At 70.1% G+C, this 15,925-nt stretch carries 13 protein-coding genes and 1 pseudogene; 3 read left to right on the top strand and 11 right to left on the bottom strand.

Features of this window, described 5'->3' with window-relative positions:
• Nucleotides 1-69: 69 nt before the first annotated feature.
• The 5 genes and pseudogenes from meaB to ACFSDF_RS08805 form a co-directional block, all read right to left on the bottom strand.
• Nucleotides 70-1,053: a methylmalonyl Co-A mutase-associated GTPase MeaB gene (gene meaB / locus ACFSDF_RS08825; protein WP_167001598.1), complete on the bottom strand. Its 984-nt coding sequence runs from the start codon at nt 1,051-1,053 to the stop codon at nt 70-72.
• Nucleotides 1,053-3,146: pseudogene (scpA, locus tag ACFSDF_RS08820) on the bottom strand (methylmalonyl-CoA mutase); the annotation flags it as partial. The pseudogene scpA and the gene meaB, both read right to left, overlap by 1 nt.
• 86 nt (nt 3,147-3,232) lie before the next feature.
• Nucleotides 3,233-5,080, bottom strand: coding sequence for a methylmalonyl-CoA mutase family protein (locus ACFSDF_RS08815; RefSeq protein WP_377157148.1), 1,848 nt, complete (start codon nt 5,078-5,080; stop codon nt 3,233-3,235).
• A gap of 85 nt (nt 5,081-5,165) precedes the next feature.
• Nucleotides 5,166-5,990: an ABC transporter permease gene (locus ACFSDF_RS08810; protein WP_167001595.1), complete on the bottom strand. Its 825-nt coding sequence runs from the start codon at nt 5,988-5,990 to the stop codon at nt 5,166-5,168.
• Entirely contained in the window at nt 5,987-6,997 is a 1,011-nt protein-coding gene (locus ACFSDF_RS08805; protein WP_377157146.1) for an ABC transporter ATP-binding protein, read from the bottom strand. The genes ACFSDF_RS08810 and ACFSDF_RS08805 overlap by 4 nt, the downstream gene beginning before the upstream one ends.
• A gap of 55 nt (nt 6,998-7,052) precedes the next feature.
• Here ACFSDF_RS08805 and ACFSDF_RS08800 point away from each other — a divergent pair, with 55 nt between their 5' ends.
• The gene (locus tag ACFSDF_RS08800) at nt 7,053-7,913 is read left to right on the top strand and encodes a TetR/AcrR family transcriptional regulator (protein WP_167248979.1); all 861 of its coding nucleotides are present in this window, start codon (nt 7,053-7,055) and stop codon (nt 7,911-7,913) included.
• On the opposite strand, the gene ACFSDF_RS08795 is transcribed toward ACFSDF_RS08800, so the two are convergent.
• Nucleotides 7,904-8,776 (bottom strand): alpha/beta fold hydrolase, encoded by an 873-nt coding sequence (locus ACFSDF_RS08795; RefSeq protein WP_167001593.1) that lies wholly within the window; start codon nt 8,774-8,776, stop codon nt 7,904-7,906. The two genes, ACFSDF_RS08800 and ACFSDF_RS08795, sit on opposite strands and share 10 nt — an antisense overlap.
• Before the next feature lie 101 nt (nt 8,777-8,877).
• On the opposite strand from ACFSDF_RS08795, the gene serC reads away from it, so the two are divergent.
• Nucleotides 8,878-9,990 (top strand): phosphoserine transaminase, encoded by a 1,113-nt coding sequence (serC, locus tag ACFSDF_RS08790; protein ID WP_167001592.1) that lies wholly within the window; start codon nt 8,878-8,880, stop codon nt 9,988-9,990.
• Nucleotides 9,991-10,041: 51 nt separating this feature from the next.
• Here the strand turns inward: serC and ACFSDF_RS08785 are convergent, their stop codons facing one another.
• From ACFSDF_RS08785 to ACFSDF_RS08765, 5 genes are all read right to left on the bottom strand, one after another.
• Nucleotides 10,042-10,932 carry a hypothetical protein gene (locus ACFSDF_RS08785; RefSeq protein WP_167001591.1) on the bottom strand — a complete coding sequence of 297 codons (891 nt, stop codon included), beginning with the start codon at nt 10,930-10,932 and terminating at the stop codon, nt 10,042-10,044.
• A 115-nt stretch (nt 10,933-11,047) separates the two neighbouring features.
• The gene (locus ACFSDF_RS08780; protein WP_377157142.1) at nt 11,048-11,815 is read right to left on the bottom strand and encodes a maleylpyruvate isomerase family mycothiol-dependent enzyme; all 768 of its coding nucleotides are present in this window, start codon (nt 11,813-11,815) and stop codon (nt 11,048-11,050) included.
• 52 nt (nt 11,816-11,867) lie between these two features.
• A complete protein-coding gene (locus tag ACFSDF_RS08775) occupies nt 11,868-13,283 on the bottom strand; it encodes an MFS transporter (RefSeq protein WP_167001589.1) in 1,416 nt (471 codons plus the stop codon).
• Complete coding sequence (locus ACFSDF_RS08770; protein ID WP_167001588.1) at nt 13,280-13,693, bottom strand: MarR family winged helix-turn-helix transcriptional regulator; 414 nt, start codon at nt 13,691-13,693, stop codon at nt 13,280-13,282. Before ACFSDF_RS08770 ends, ACFSDF_RS08775 begins: the two co-directional genes overlap by 4 nt.
• 131 nt (nt 13,694-13,824) lie before the next feature.
• Entirely contained in the window at nt 13,825-15,276 is a 1,452-nt protein-coding gene (locus ACFSDF_RS08765; RefSeq protein ID WP_377157140.1) for an NCS2 family permease, read from the bottom strand.
• A 199-nt stretch (nt 15,277-15,475) separates the two neighbouring features.
• Between ACFSDF_RS08765 and ACFSDF_RS08760 the strand changes: the two genes are divergently transcribed.
• Complete coding sequence (locus tag ACFSDF_RS08760; RefSeq protein ID WP_243842881.1) at nt 15,476-15,871, top strand: DUF2530 domain-containing protein; 396 nt, start codon at nt 15,476-15,478, stop codon at nt 15,869-15,871.
• The last annotated feature ends 54 nt before the right edge of the window (nt 15,872-15,925 follow it).

Genomic DNA, 15,925 nt, shown 5'->3' with positions numbered 1-15,925 from the left:
AGGCCCCGCGGCGCCCCCCGATTTGACGCCGCATCCACCTCACCAAGGCGGAATCGGGTGGGGCAGGCGTCAAATCGTGGGGCGACGGTCGTACGCGGCGAGGATCGCGTCAGCGGCACTCGTGGCCGGCATGTCGCCCGCAAGAACCCCGGCACGCACCTCGTCGAGGACGCCGCGTACGGAGTCCGAGCGGCGCAGGCGCTGGTCGAGCTCGTCGCGCACCAGCGCCCACATGAACTCCAGCTGCTGACCAGCACGCTTCTCGCGCAGGCCGACGGCGCCGAGGAACTCGCGATGCCGCAGCACCCGCAGCCACACCGTGTCGACCTCGGTGCCCTCGAGCCCCGAGCACGTGAGCACCGGCGGTACCCAGCCGGTCGTCCCGGCGTGCACGAGGCGGATCGCGCCGGCGAGGTCTCGGGCGGCGACGCGCGCCTCGGGCTCACGGTCGCCGTCGGCCTTGTTGACGGCGATGACGTCGGCGATCTCGAGGATGCCCTTCTTGATGCCTTGGAGCTGGTCGCCGGTCCGCGCGAGCGTGAGGAACAAGAACGTGTCGACCATCCCTGCCACTGTCACCTCGGACTGGCCGACTCCGACGGTCTCGACGAGCACGACGTCGAACCCGGCCGCCTCGAGCACGAGGATCGCCTGCGTGGTCGCGCGGGCGACGCCGCCGAGAGTGCCGGCCGACGGCGACGGACGGATGTACGCCTTGGGGTCCGCGGCCAGCTCCGGCATCCGGGTCTTGTCCCCGAGCACCGACCCGCCCGTACGCACGGACGAGGGGTCGACCGCGAGCACGCCGACCTTGTGGCCCGTCCCGGTCAGGTACGTGCCGAGCGACTCGATGAAGGTCGACTTGCCGACGCCGGGGACGCCTGAGATGCCGACCCGCACCGCGCCCCCCGCATGCGGGGTCAGCAGGGCGAGCAGCTCACGCGCCGCTTCGCGGTGATCGTCGCGACGCGACTCGACGAGCGTGATGGCACGTGCCACGGCAGCGCGCTCACCAGCCCGGACGCGCTCAGCGAGATCCGCGACGTCGACCATCAGTGCTGCAACGTCGCCCGGAGCTTGTCCAGCAGCTCCAGCGCCGACTCGGCGATGACCGTGCCCGGCAGGAACACCGAGGCCGCCCCCATCTCCTTGAGCGTCGCCACATCGTCCGGCGGGATCACGCCGCCGACGACGACGAGCACGTCCGGGCGCCCGAGCTCGGCCAGCGCGTCGCGCAGCGCGGGCACGAGCGTGAGGTGGCCAGCGGCCAGCGACGACACGCCCACCACGTGGACGTCCGCGTCGACGGCCTGCTGCGCCACCTCTTCGGGCGTGGAGAACAGCGGGCCCACGTCGACGTCGAAGCCCATGTCGGCGAAGGCCGACACGATGACCTTCTGGCCGCGGTCGTGCCCGTCCTGGCCCATCTTGGCGACCAGGATGCGTGGACGACGGCCCTCTGCTTCCTCGAAGGCGTCGGTCGCCGCGATCACGCGCTCGACGTTCTCGGCCTTGCCGGCCTCGGATCGGTACACACCAGAGATCGTACGGATGACCGCCTTGTGGCGTCCGTAGACCTTCTCCAGCGCGTCGGAGATCTCACCGACGGTCGCCTTGGCGCGGGCGGCGTCGACCGCGAGCGCGAGAAGGTTGCCGTCGAGCGAGCCGTCCTTGCTCGCGCCGCGACCCGCCGACTCAGTCAGCGCGTGCAGCGTACGGCGGACCTCGTCGCCGTCACGCTCGGCGCGGAGCCGCTCCAGCTTGGCCACCTGCGCGGCGTACACGGCACGGTTGTCGACCTTGAGGACCTCGAACGGCTCCTCGGTGTCGACGCGGTAGGTGTTGACACCGATCACGGCCTGCTGGCCGGAGTCGATCCGCGCCTGCGTACGGGCGGCCGCCTCCTCGACCCGCATCTTCGGGATACCCGCCTCGATCGCCTTGGCCATGCCGCCGGCCTTCTCGACCTCCTGGATATGGCCCCAGGCGCGCCGAGCGAGGTCGTGCGTGAGCTTCTCGACGTAGTACGAGCCGCCCCACGGGTCGATCGTCGCCGTCGTGCCGGACTCCTGCTGGAGCAGCAGCTGCGTGTTGCGCGCGATGCGGGCCGAGAAGTCGGTCGGCAGCGCGATCGCCTCGTCGAGCGCGTTGGTGTGCAGCGACTGGGTGTGCCCCTGGGTCGCGGCCATCGCCTCGATCGCGGTGCGCTGCACGTTGTTGAAGACGTCCTGCGCGGTCAGCGACCAGCCAGAGGTCTGCGAGTGCGTCCGCAGAGAGCTCGACTTCGGGTTCTTCGGGTCGAACTCGGCCACCAGCCGTGACCAGAGTGCGCGCGCCGCACGCATCTTGGCGATCTCCATGAAGAAGTTCATCCCGATCGCCCAGAAGAACGACAGCCGCGGCGCGAACGCGTCGATGTCGAGCCCGACGTCGAGGCCGGCGCGGATGTACTCGACGCCGTCGGCCAGCGTGTACGCGAGCTCGAGGTCGTTCGTCGCCCCGGCCTCCTGGATGTGGTAGCCGGAGATCGAGATCGAGTTGAACTTCGGCATCCGCTGCGCGGTGTAGGCGAAGATGTCGGAGATGATCCGCATCGACGGCGCCGGCGGATAGATGTAGGTGTTGCGGACCATGAACTCCTTGAGGATGTCGTTCTGGATGGTCCCCGCGAGCTGCTCCGGCTTCACCCCCTGCTCCTCGGCCGCGACGATGTAGAGCGCGAGCACCGGGAGCACCGCGCCGTTCATCGTCATCGAGACGCTCATCTTGTCCAGCGGGATGCCGTCGAAGAGCGTACGCGTGTCATAGATCGAGTCGATCGCGACGCCCGCCATGCCGACGTCGCCGACCACGCGTGGGTTGTCGGAGTCGTACCCGCGATGCGTCGCGAGGTCGAAGGCAACCGACAGGCCCTTCTGACCCGCCGCGAGGTTTCGGCGGTAGAACGCGTTGGACTCCTCGGCGGTCGAGAACCCCGCGTACTGGCGGATGGTCCACGGCTGCGTCGTGTACATCGTCGGGTACGGCCCGCGCAGGAACGGCGCGAGTCCCGGGTAGGTGTCGAGCGCGTCGAGACCGCTCAGGTCCGCGGCGGTGTAGAGCGGAGCAACGTCGATGCCCTCGGGTGCGGGCCACGGCTCGGCGCCGTCGGTGGCGCGGTCGTACGCGGCACGGTCGGCCTCGTACGGGGCCTCCGGGTCGAGCGGCAGTCCGGCGAAGGACTCGGGGATGCTCATGCGTCGGCTCCGTTCTCACCAGCGGCCGCGGTGGCCACCGATCCCGCGCCGAGGCGGCCGCGGGTCTCGTGCAGGAAGGTCAGCGCGTCGACGCCCATGGCTGCGGTGCCGTCGACCTCGAGCCCGTCGACCGGCTTGCCCGCGAGGATCACCCACTGCGCTCCGGCCTCGCGCAGCGCCGTCACGAGGTCAGCACCCCATGCGGCGTAGGCGGAGTCAGGCCCCGCCAGGCAGACCACCGGCGCGCCGTCGTACGCGGCGAGGACCTCGTCGACGCTGCTCGTCGCACCGGCGGCGACGGTCTCGATACCGCCTGCGGCCAGCAGGTTCGCGATGAACGTGACGCGGGCGGTATGCGCCGAGACCGGCCCCATCGTCGCGAGGAAGACCGGCGTGGCGACCGGGTTGTCGCGCAGCGCCTCGAAGGCGGCACCCCAGCGCTGGAGCGGCTCGGCGCCTTCGGGGTACGGGGTGCGCTCGGGCAGCACCTCGCGCAGGTTCGGGAACTCCGAGAGGCCGGTCATCGGACGCTCGCGGCGGGCGATCTGCGCTTCGCGCTCGCGTGCGACCGCAGCGTGGCGGGCGGTCAGCGAGCCGTCCTCGATCGCGTCCCGCACGCCGCCGACGGCCTCGATGCGGCCGAGCTCCTCCCACCCGGCACGCGCGAGGTCGTCGGTGATCCGCTCGACCGCGTACGCACCGCCGGCCGGGTCGGTCACGGCGGCGACGTGGGACTCGGCGATGAGCAGCGACGAGGTGTTGCGCGCGATCCGGCGGCTGAAGCCGTCGGGGAGACCGAGCGGGGCGTCGAACGGCAGCACCGTCACCGAGGCCGCGCCGCCGACACCGGCCGCGAACGCCGCCACCGTCGTCCGGAGCATGTTCACCCACGGGTCGTACTTGCTGAGCATCACGCGCGACGTGACCGCGTGCTGCACCTGGCCTCGGGAGACGTCGGCGGCACCGGACAGCTCCGTGAGCCGGTTCCACGTGCGCCGGGCGGCCCGGAGCTTCGCGATGGTGGTGAACTGCTCGTCGGTCGCCGCGAACCGGAACTCGACCAGCGCGAGCGCCTCGTCGACCGAGAATCCGGCGCCTGCGAGGATCCGCAGGTACGCAGCACCGACGGCGAGGGCGTACCCGATCTCCTGGGCGTCGGACGCTCCCGCGTCGTGCGCGGCGGTGGCGTCGACGACGAACGCAGCGATCCCCCGCCCGGCCGCCTTGCGGGCACCCTCGACGACGACGGTCTCGAGGTGCAGCCCGCTGCCGTACCCGCGCAGCGTCGCGCCGATCGGGTCGAGGCCGAGGTTCGTGCCGGGTGCCGGGGTGACGGCACGCTCATCGAGGTAGCGGCAGAACGCGTCGGCGGCGCCGAGGGCGTCGGCACGACCTTCGATGACGACAGGCGCCAGGTCGACGAAGACACGGTCGAGCACGGTGGCGAGTGCGGCCGGGTCGAGCGCCTCGGGCCCCAGCCGCAGCCAGAGCGAGGTCGCGCCGTTCTCGAGATCGGTGAGGATCGCCTCGGCGGCCTTGGTCGCGTCGGGATCCTCGTGGAGCACGCGCACGTCCCACGCTCCGTCGGTTCGGCGGGCCTGCGCCCCCCGGACGTACGGGGCCTGGCCGGGCAGCCCGGGATCGGCGACGTCGGCCACCAGCTCGGGCGTGCCGAGCGGCGTCACCGCGATGTCGTCGAGCGTGCGAGTCGCCAAGGCGTCCCACACGGCCGCGTCTGGCTGGTCTTCTTTCAGCCTCCCGGACTTGCGGAGGACGGCGGCCGCGGACTTCTCCCAGGCTTCACGGGAGTAGGTCGCGTCGCCGCTCAACGACAACTCGCTCATGGTGCGCATCGTACGGATGACGCTGGTGTCACAGCCACCCGTCGGAGTACGGTGTGACATTCCGCACCCCGACGGGTGGCATGACTCAGATCGTGCGCTTGACCTTCCAGATGCCGACCCACAGGCCGACGGCGCAGGTCGCGAACGCCGCGAGGAGGCCCCATGCGACGGTGGAGTCCCACATCGTGCCAGCGAACAGCGTCCGCTCGGCGTCGACGATGTAGGTGAGCGGGTTGAACTTCGAGACCGCCTGCATCCACTCCGGCCCGGCCTCGAGCGGCAGCATCATGCCGGCGAGCAGCAGCAGCGGGAAGATCAGCGACTGCTGCACACCCCAGAAGACCCACTCGCGGTTCTTCGAGGCCAGCCCGAGGGCGTACGACAGCGAGCCGAGCCCGATGCCGAAGATGCCCAGGATCAGCAGCCCGAGGAGCACGTGCGCCGGGTAGAACGACAGTCCGAACGGGATCGCGACGACGGTGATCAGCAGTGCCTGTACGACCAGCGGCGCGAACTCCTTGAGCGCACGCCCCACCAGGATCGAGGAGCGGTCGAGCGGGGTCGCGAGGATCCGCTCGTACGCGCCGGTCATCAGCTCGTACAGGAGGTTGCCGCCGACCATGCCCGTGCCGAAGATCGCGATCATCACGAGCACGCCCGGGAGGAACCACTGCAGCGCTGACTCGCCCTCGATGGACCCCTCGCCGAGCATCCCGTCGAGCAGCGGGCCGAACAGTCCGAGGAAGACCAGCGGTTGCAGCAGCGAGAAGATCAGCGTGAACGGATCGCGCAGGGTCACGAGGATCTCGCGGACGAACACCACGGTGGTGTCGTGGACCCACTTCGCGGCCCGCGTCCGCTGCGGAAGCGGGCTGGCGGTCGGGGAGAGAGTCTCGGTCGTGGCGGTCATGCTGCCTCCTCGCGCAGGCTCCGGCCGGTCAGGTTGAGGAAGACGTCGTCGAGCGACGCCTGCTTGACGTCCGCGGAGCCAACGGTGACGCCGACCGCCTCCAGCGCGCGGAGCACGGGCGGGACGAGATCGGGTCCGTGATTGGTGGCCAGCACCAGGCGTACGGAGCCGTCGGCGTCGACCTGGTCCTCGACCCGGCTGACGTCGCCGGGGAGCACCGAGCGCGCCTTCTCGAGGACGACCGCGGCGGTGTCCACTCCGGTGGCGAGCCCGAGCGTCACCACGTCGTCGGCGAACTCACGCTTGAGCTGCGTCGGTGTCGCATCGGCGATGACCGTCCCGTGGTCGATGAGCACGATGCGCTCGGCCATCGAGTCGGCCTCGTCGAGGTAGTGCGTCGTGAGCAGCATCGTCATCTTGTTCTCGACGCGCAGGCGCGTGATGTGCTCCCAGAGGTTCGCCCGGGCGTGCGGGTCGAGGCCGGTGGTCGGCTCGTCGAGGAACAGCAGCCGGGGATGGTTCATCAGCCCCATCGCGACGTCGAGCCGTCGGCGTTGGCCGCCGGACATCGAGAGGACGGTGCGCTTCTCCATCCCCGAGAGCTCGAGCGCCTCGAGGAGGTCGGCCGCCCGTTTGCGTGCCACGTCGGCCGGCACCGAGTAGAAGCGACCTTGGTTCATCAGCTCGTCGCCCACCCGGTACGAGTAGCCGCCCGCGTTGCCCTGCCCGATGTAACCGATGCGCGCCCGCACCTCGGCGGGGTCGCGGACCACGTCGTACCCGGCGACCGTGGCAGTCCCGGACGTGGGTCGCAGCAGCGAGGTGAGCATGCGCAGCGTCGTGGACTTGCCGGCACCGTTCGGGCCCAGGAAAGCCACGAGCTCGCCGTCGGCGACGTCGAGGTCGACCTCCTTGACGGCCTCGACGACCTCCTTCTTGCGCCTGAAGGTCTTCGTGAGACCCCGCGCGGCGACCATACTTGTCGTACGGCGTACTGAATCTGTCATGCTCGTAACGGTACGCTGTACGATAAAACGTGGCAACCCCTTTTCGAGGAGAGCGATGACGCACGAAGAACCGGACGCGGCACCCGGTCGCCCCGAGTCCGACCCTGAGCCCCCGCAGCACCGCTATGCCTCGCTCTGGAGTCCGCCTGTCATCTCGACCCGAGGCCGACCGGCTCGAGTGAGCCGTGCCGAGGTCGTCGACGCCGCCGTCGCGATCGCCGATGCCGACGGGCGCGACGCGGTCTCGATGCGCTCGGTCGCCCGTGCGCTCGGCGTGGGCGCCATGACGCTCTACTCCCACGTCCCCGGACGTGACGAGCTCGTGGACGCGATGGTCGACCGCGGGTATGCCGACTTCGACCTGCCTGACCCCGGTCTGCCGTGGCGGCCCGCACTCGAGCTCTATGCGCGGGGCTACTGGTCACTTCTGCGTCAGCACCCGTGGCTGCTGGACGTGAACCCGTGGCGCCTCCCGCTGGCGCCGCACGTGTTCACGGTCCAAGAGGCGGGATACCGGATCCTCGTCGACACCGGCCTCACCGCGAGCCAGGTCATCGAGACGCTCGACATCGTCAACAACATGGTGGCCGGGTCAGCCCGGTCGGCCGCCGCCGAGGATGCCGACCGGCGCACCCAGGGGACCGACTACGCCGCCTACTGGGAGGCGACGGGCGACTTCTGGGAGCGTACGTTCGACCCCACACGGTTCCCCACCATGACCCGGCTGTGGAGCGTCGGCGCGTTCGACACCGCCTCCACTCCCTTCGAACCGCAGGTCAAAGGCCTGCTCGACACGCTCGAGCTGCTGATCGAGCGTGCCCAGTCCGAGGGGGGCGCGACGATCCCCACGTTCGAGGAGTGCATGGACAGGTACGACGAGGCCGTCGCCCAGCAGCTGGGCGACGCTCAGTCGTGAGCGAGCACCTCGCGCAGCGTCGCGGCGAACGCGTCCGGCTCCCCGGTCTGTCCGTACTCGCCGCCGAGAAAGCCGGCGTGGTCGCCCGGAAACACCGTGACGCTCGTACCGAGCTGCTCGGCGAGCCCACGGGTGGCCCTGCACGCGAGCTGCTCTCCCGAGCCCGCTCCGACCGCCAGCACCAGACGCGCCGGGCTCGCCCGCAGCGCGTCGAGGTCGGGTTCGTAGTGCGTGCACGTGAGCAGGTTCTGCCCGAGCAGCACGTCGGCGCGTGACCCGTCGTCCTCGTCCGGCAGCCCAAAGGTCTGCGGGTCTGGCGCGGGCGTGTCCGTGAACCCGTCGGGGACCGGCCCCTCGTGGGTCACGAGAAGGATGAAGCGCACCATCGCGGCGCCGAGTCCCTCGGCGTCGTAGATGCGGCCGATCTGCTGGCACGCGGCGAGCGCTTGCTCGCGGTCCGGGACCAGCCTTGCGAGCGGAGGCTCGTGCGCGACCAGCGTGCGGACGTCGTCTGGGTAGCGGCTCACCAGTGCCAACGCGTTCACGGCACCTCCGCTGCTGGCCATGAGGTCGACCGGCCCGCCGACGGTCTCGATGAGCCGGTGCAGGTCGTCGGCATGCTCGTCCGGCGTCGTCTCGGTGGAGGGGTCGTCCTTGCTGCTGCGCTCCACCCCGCGCGGGTCGTACGTGATCACCGGCCGGTCGGTGAAGTGTCCCGCCAGCGTGCCGAAGCCCGCCGCCCCCATCGGCGACCCGATGACCAGCAGCGGCGTCAGGTCGCTGTCCGGTACGGGCCGCACGTCGTACGCCAGCGTGGCACCCGATACGTCCAGGCGGTCCTTCTCGATCTCGGTCTCGGTCATCGCCGTCTCCTCGTCATGGGCAGCCTTTGCACCCCCCGACCGTGTCGTACGCGAGAGCTCATTGCACCTCGCCCCGCCGCGTGGCTCGGGCAGCAGCAAGAATGAGTCCCGTGCAGATCCCGAAGAAGCTCCTCCCGTCCGACGGCCGGTTCGGCTCCGGGCCGTCCAAGGTCCCCCACGACGCCATGCAGGCCCTCGCCACGTCGCCGCTGATCGGCACGTCGCACCGCCAGGCGCCCGTACGCTCTCTGGTCGGCTCGATCCGTGAGCAGCTTCGTACGCTCTACTCGCTGCCCGACGACTACGAGGTCGTGCTCGGCGTCGGCGGGTCCACCGCGTTCTTCGACGCCGCGACCTTCGGGCTGATCCGCGAGCGCAGCCAGCACCTCTCGTTCGGCGAGTTCGGGGCGAAGTTCGCCAAGGCCGCCGCCCGTGCCCCGTTCCTCGAAGAGCCGACCGTGCTCGCCAGCGACCCGGGCACGCACTCCGACGCGGAGGCCGAGCCAGGCATCGACGTGTACGCCTGGGCCCACAACGAGACCTCGACAGGGGTCACGGCGCCCGTCCGCCGTGTCGAGGGAGCCGACGACGACGCGCTGGTCGTCATCGACGGGACGTCGGCGGCGGCGGGCATCCCGGTCGACATCACCCAGTGCGACGTCTACTTCTTCGCTCCGCAGAAGGCGCTGGCCTCCGACGCCGGGGTGTGGTTCGCCGTCATGTCTCCCGCGGCGCTCGCGCGGGTGGAGGAGATCGCTGCCAGCGGGCGCTGGATCCCCGCGTTCTTGGATCTCGCCGCGGCGGTCGAGCACTCCCGCAAGGACCAGACCTACAACACGCCGCCGCTCGCGTCGCTGGTCTGGACCGACCACCAGCTGCGGTGGATCCACGAGAACGGCGGGCTCCCGTGGGCAGTCGCACGCTGCGAGGACTCGTCGTCACGCCTGTACGGGTGGGCCGAGCAGACCTCGTACGCGACGCCGTTCGTCGCCGATCCCGGCAAGCAGTCACCGACGGTCGTGACGATCGACCTCGAGGGAGTCGACGCCAAGGCGGTGACCGCCGTCCTGCGCGAGAACGGCATCGTCGACATCGACGGCTACCGCGGCCTCGGCCGCAACCAGCTGCGCATCGCGACCTTCCCGGCGATCGAGCCCGACGACATCTCGCTGCTCACGCGGTGCCTCGACCACGTCGTCGAGCACCTCGCTTAACGCCTCGCGAGTCGCTCCGGCGCGGCACGCGCGGGTGGTCGCCGGCGACCCTCAGTCGAGGTCGATGACACCGCTCGCCGGCGCGAGCATCGCGGCACGCTGGTCCTCGGGCAGCGTCACGCGGCGGATCGGCGAGGGGAGCCCTTCGCTGCCGATGAGCACCGAGGTGCCGTCGGGCTCGACGGCGAGCGACTCGCTCTGGCCGGTCTCGGGGACCGTCGACGACCAGGTCTCCCCCCACGTCGCGGCGTCGAGGACGTGGACGCCGAGGTAGGTCCGCAGGACGATGCCGGCGCCGTCGGGGAGATAGTCGCCGTCGGTCACCAGCGCGGGCACCTGAGCATCGGCGACGGGCTCGGCGACATTCACCTTCTTGGGGTCGAGCGTCTCGGGCAGGTGGTAGAGCTGTCCGCCGAGCAGACCCTTGGAGACGATCGACATGCCGCCTGCGGGGTCGGCGAGCAAGGCCTCGGCATCGGTGTTCCCGTCGGCATAACGGACCCGGTAGCGCTTCGGCTTGACCTGCTTCGTCCCGACCACCGGCTCGGTGAGCGCATAGAGCGCCACGGTGGACCGTACGGCGTCGTTGTCACCGATGTCGGCAACCCAGAGCCTGCCCGTACGGTCGATGGCCAGCGCCTCCACGTCGACGACGTTGAACCCCACGAGCCGCGTGGACCCGACGACCTCGCCCGAGGCCACCTCGATCGTGAACACCACCGGCTCGTTGCCGGAGTCGTTGACGGTGTAGGCGAGCGACGGGTCGCGCTTGCTGATGACGAGGGCGCTCGACTCCCGCAGACGGGCGTCAGTGATCGTGCTGACCTGCTCGATCGGCGGCTCGTCTGCGCGCGCCTCGCGCGCCAGCGCGGTCACGAGGACGATCACGAGGAGGACGACGAGAAGGCCAGGGATCAAGGCCCTGCGGTGTCGCGGATTCATCGACTCGGGGTCACTCCTGCTCGTGCTCACCACTTCGGAACAAGCCACTACCCCCGACGAACGAGAATAGCCCCTGGGCCGCCCCTCCGTACAGCCGCCGCGAGGTGCCCCGGCGTCATGTCCCGGCCTCGGCGAAGCGTCCTTCGAGCTCCTTGAGCAGGTCCTTGCGCCCGTCGAGCACGAAATCGGCCGGCCCCCTCCCCCACAGCCAGAGGTAGACCGCGTGCGGCGAGCCCTCGAGGCTCAGGTCGACCGGTGCGTCGTCATCCTTGCGGACCACGACCTCGTGATGGGAGAGAGCGAGCGTCCAGGCCCGGTCGTCCGCCACGATCCGGATCCGCGCGTCGACGGGGAAGCCCGTGAGCTCCTCGTCGTCGTCCCACCAGGGACCACCGACGAAGATGGTCAGGAACTCGTCGATGCCGTCGAGCGCGACCTCAGGCTCTATCGGTGTCACCTCGGTGCCCGCCGCCTGCTCGGCGTCGACGCGATGGACCGTGGCCTCCAGGGCCATCCGTCGGAACCAGAACCCGTTGGACCGGTCGTCGGGGAACCACGTGTGCCGGACCTCTCGGGGGCCGCGCTGCTGGAGCTCGGCGAGCAGCGTCGCGGTCTCCTCCACAAGCAGGCGGCGTACGTCGCTCGTGTCGAGGCCGGTCAGCGGCCAGGGCGGCTCGCTCGCGGTACGCATCGACTCGACCTTGTGCCGGAAGACCAGCCCGATGTGCTCGAAGAGATCGCGCGCCGTCCAGCCAGGACACCCCGGCACCGCGGCGTCGAGGTCGTCGGTCACCTCGAGGGCGCGGTCGACCTCGATGCGGATCACCGCGAGGTAGAGGTCCCAGGGAAGGCGGTTCTCGGCGTCGTGCTGCCTCGGAGCCATGCCTCCAGCGTGCCACGCCGCTCGCGAGGCACCAGCCTTTCTCGCGTGCTGGTCAACGACGCGCGGAGCTCGCAGGCAACACGTCCGGTGCCGGATGGGGATCGTCCGCGGGCGCGGGCGGGCTCCCCGCCTCTCCGGCCTCGAGACGGCCGGCCTCGTCCAGCGCCTCGACCGCGTCCGTCGTACGGACGGCCGCACGGGGGTCGCGCGGGACGACGAGGATGCGGGGCCTGTGACGCAGGTCGACGTGTAGCTGCATGCCGGCGCGGAGCAGGTAGAAAGCGGTGGCCGCGAGGATGCCGACTCCGGCGACGAGCCCGCCGAGGATCAGCGTCCAGCGGGCACCAAAGGTCTCGCCGATCCATCCGATCACCGGGGCACCGAACGGCGTGCCACCCATGAACACCATGAGATAGAGCGCCGCGACCCGACCCCGCATCTGCGGGGTGACCGTGAGCTGGATGTAGGCGTTGGCCGCGGTGATCATCGTGAGGGCGCTCAGCCCGAGCAGGGGAAGGACGAGCGCGAACGCGAGGTACGTGGGCATGAGGCCGGAGGCGACCTCCACGACCACGAAGACGAGCGCAGCACCGACGACGAGACGGCGGGTCGGACGCTCGCGGCGGGCGGCCACCAGCGCACCGGCCAGCGAGCCGATCGCCATGATCGAGCCGAGCACCCCGTACGCCTGCGCGCCCTTGCCGAAGACCTCGGTCGCCATCAGCGCCGACGTCATCTGGAAGTTCATGCCGAAGGTCCCCACGAAGAACACCGTGGTGAGGATCAGGACGAGATCGGGTCTCGACCGTACGTAGCGGACGCCTGCACGCACGGCTCCCCTCCCGCGGGACGCGGGGGTCACCGGCCGCAGGTCACGGACCCGCAGGGCGACGAGCGAGAGGAAGACCGCGAAGTAGCTGATCGCGTTGAGCAGGATCACCCAGCCGGTCGCGACGACGCCCGAGCCCAGAGCGGCGATCATGAGGCCCGCGATCGCGGGGCCGATCATGCGGCCGGAGTTGAACGAGGCGCTGTTGAGGCCGACCGCGTTGGCGAGGTCCTCCTTGCCGACCATCTCGACGACGAACGACTGGCGCGCCGGTGCGTCGAAGGCCGTGCCGACGCCGAAGAGGAACGCGAGGACGTACACGTGCCACGCCTCGGCGACCCCGGTGATGGCCAGGATGCCGAGCAGCGCGGCCGGGACCGCCATCATGGCCTGGGTGATCATGAGGACGCGCCGCTTGGGGAAGCGGTCCGCGACGAGCCCCGCCACCGGCGAGAACAGCAGAGCCGGCAGGAGCTGCAGCCCGGTGGTGATCCCGAGCGCGGTGGCGCTGCCCGTGAGCGCGAGCACGAGCCAGTCCTGGGCGACACGCTGCATCCACGTACCGACGTTGGACACGAGGGCACCGCTGGCGTAGATGCGGTAGTTGCGGACGGACAGCGAGCGGAACGTGGGGCTCACTCGCTCACCACCAGCTTCTCGAGGAGCACGGTGGCATCGCGGAGAACCGCCCGCTCCTCGGTGGTGAGGGTGGAGAGACGGGCAGCCAGCCAGGAGTCGCGACGCGCACGCTCGGCGTCCAGCACGGCGACGCCTTCGGCGCTCAGGGACACGACGACCTGACGGCGGTCGGTCGGATGGGCCTGGCGCTCGGCCAGCCCCTTTTCGACGAGGCAGTTGAGGGTGCGGGTGGCCGATGGTGGCTGGACCTGCTCGATCGAGGCGATCGCCCCCGGGCTCAGCGGTCCGTGCTTGTGGAGCGTCGCCAGCACGGCCATCTGGTTCGGGGTGAGCTCGGAGTGCCGCTCCTGTCGGAGCCTGCGGTTCAGACGGGCCACCGAGGACGCAAGCTTCTGGGCATCGGTAGGCATACGACCATGATAGGTCGTTAGCGATGTTAATTAAACACGTTAACGAATGACCCTCCTCACGTACCATCCCCCGAACCACCCCGTCGGTGCGCGGGCGGCGCGGCCGACGAGGTGGTGCGGGTGGACGAGGGTCAGCTGATCCAGCGCGTGATCGGGTCGATCGCGAAGTAGAGCAGGAACATCGCCGCGACGATCCACATCAGCAGGTGGACCTCACGCGCCTTGCCTCGCACGACCTTGATCAGCACGAAGGTCAGGAACCCGGCGCCGATGCCGACCGTGATCGAGTACGTGAACGGCATCAGGGCGATCGTCAGGAATGCCGGGATCGCGAGCTCGACGTCCTTCCACGGGATGTCGATCACTTGCTGCATCATCAAGAAGCCCACGAGGACGAGAGCCGGCACGGCCGCCTCGTTCGGGATGTGCGCGACGACCGGCGAGAAGATCGTGGCCAGCAGGAACAGCACGCCGGTCACGATGGCCGCAAGGCCCGTACGCGCGCCGTCGCCGACTCCCGACGCCGACTCCACGTACGCGGTGTTGCTCGAGACGCTGGCAGCGCCGCCGGCGACCGCACCGAGCGAGTCGACGACGAGGATGCGCTGAGCGTTCTCGGGAGTGCCCTCCTCGTCGTTGAGCCCCGCCTCGGCACCGATCGCCGTCATGGTGCCCATCGTGTCGAAGAAGTCGGCGAGCAGGAGCGTGAAGATCAGCAGCACCGCGGTGATGGCGCCGACCTGCTCGAACGAGCCGAGCAGCGAGAAGTTGCCCAGCAGCGAGAAGTCAGGCAGATCGATGAACGAGTCGGGCATGCTCGGGACGTTGAGGTTCCAGCCCTTCGAGGTCGGGTCGCCGCCGGAGCCGCCGGTCTCGGTGATCGACTCGACGACGACCGCGATGACCGTCGTGACGAGGATGCCGATGAGGATCGCGCCGCGGACGCCGCGTGCATACAGGCCGATCATGAGGAGCAGGCCGATGCAGAACACCAGGACCGGCCAGCCCGAGAGCGTGCCGCCGACGCCGAGGCCGATCGGGGGCGAGGCGTTGCCGGTCGTACGGACGACGCCGGCGTTGACGAGTCCGACGAGGGCGATGAAGAGGCCGATGCCGACCGAGATCGCCGTCTTCAGCGGCAGCGGCACCGCGTCGAAGACCGCCTTGCGGAAACCTGTCAGCACGAGGAGCAGGATGATGAGGCCCTCGAGCACGACGAGGCCCATCGCATCGGCCCACGTCATCTGGCTGGCGATCGAGTACGCGACGAACGCGTTGAGCCCGAGCCCCGCCGCCATCGCGAGCGGGAAGTTCGCGACGGCACCCATGAGGATGCTCATCACGCCGGCGACGAGCGCCGTACCGGCCGCGACGAGCGCGAACGCCTGGGCCTGCGAGCCGCCACCGAGGTAGTTGCCCTCGGCGTCCTGGACCCCGGCGATGATGATCGGGTTGAGCACGATGATGTACGCCATCGTGAAGAAGGTGACGACGCCGCCGCGGATCTCGCGGCCGACGCTCGACCCTCTCTGCGAGATCTTGAAAAACCGGTCCAAGGTTCCGGTCGCGGTCTGGGTGGACATGACGCTCCTGACGGTACGAAGTAGGACTGTTCCCCCAGGGGGGTACTGTAAAGGCGTGGCTTCAGGCAAGCGAAAGTTGACATCGGACGCGTCATCGAAGCGTGGCCGTGGTCACAATGAGTCCCGCCGGGCCGGGGGCCGCCGCGCCGATCGTCCCGTGCCCGACGCCTCTCCCGCAACTCCTCCCGAGACGGTGGCGGTGACCCCGCCCAAGCCGGTGGCGGCGACTCCGCGCGTCGAGGCGCGCGAAGAGCGCGAATCCGCTCCACGCCGCCGCACCCGCGGCCTCGACAAACCTCAGGTCACTGAGCTCGAGATCGGGAGCACGGTCCACAAGGTCGTGCCCGATCCAAAGCCGCTGGACGTCGACGGCATCCGCACGATGACGGTCGGCTCGATCCTGTGGCTCGCGGCGCTGCTCGGGCTGCTCCCCTTCCTCGGCACGCTGCAGCGCAACGGTGACGTGTGGTGGCTGTGGACCTGTCTGGCCGGTTTCGGCCTGGGCCTCATCGGCGTCGAATACTGCCGCCGCCGCAAGGTCGCGCTCGACTCCGATACCGAGGCCGACGCCGACGCTGAGTTCGACCGCTCCTGACGCGGCACCGTCCGCACCCGCACCCCCGACACAACGAAGGGCCGCTCCCGTGCT

Origin of the sequence: Mumia zhuanghuii, assembly GCF_042681565.1 — a bacterium.
Classification (GTDB): domain Bacteria; phylum Actinomycetota; class Actinomycetes; order Propionibacteriales; family Nocardioidaceae; genus Mumia.
Note: the sequence above shows the minus strand (reverse complement) of the source record. Positions and strands in the feature narration are given on the sequence as shown.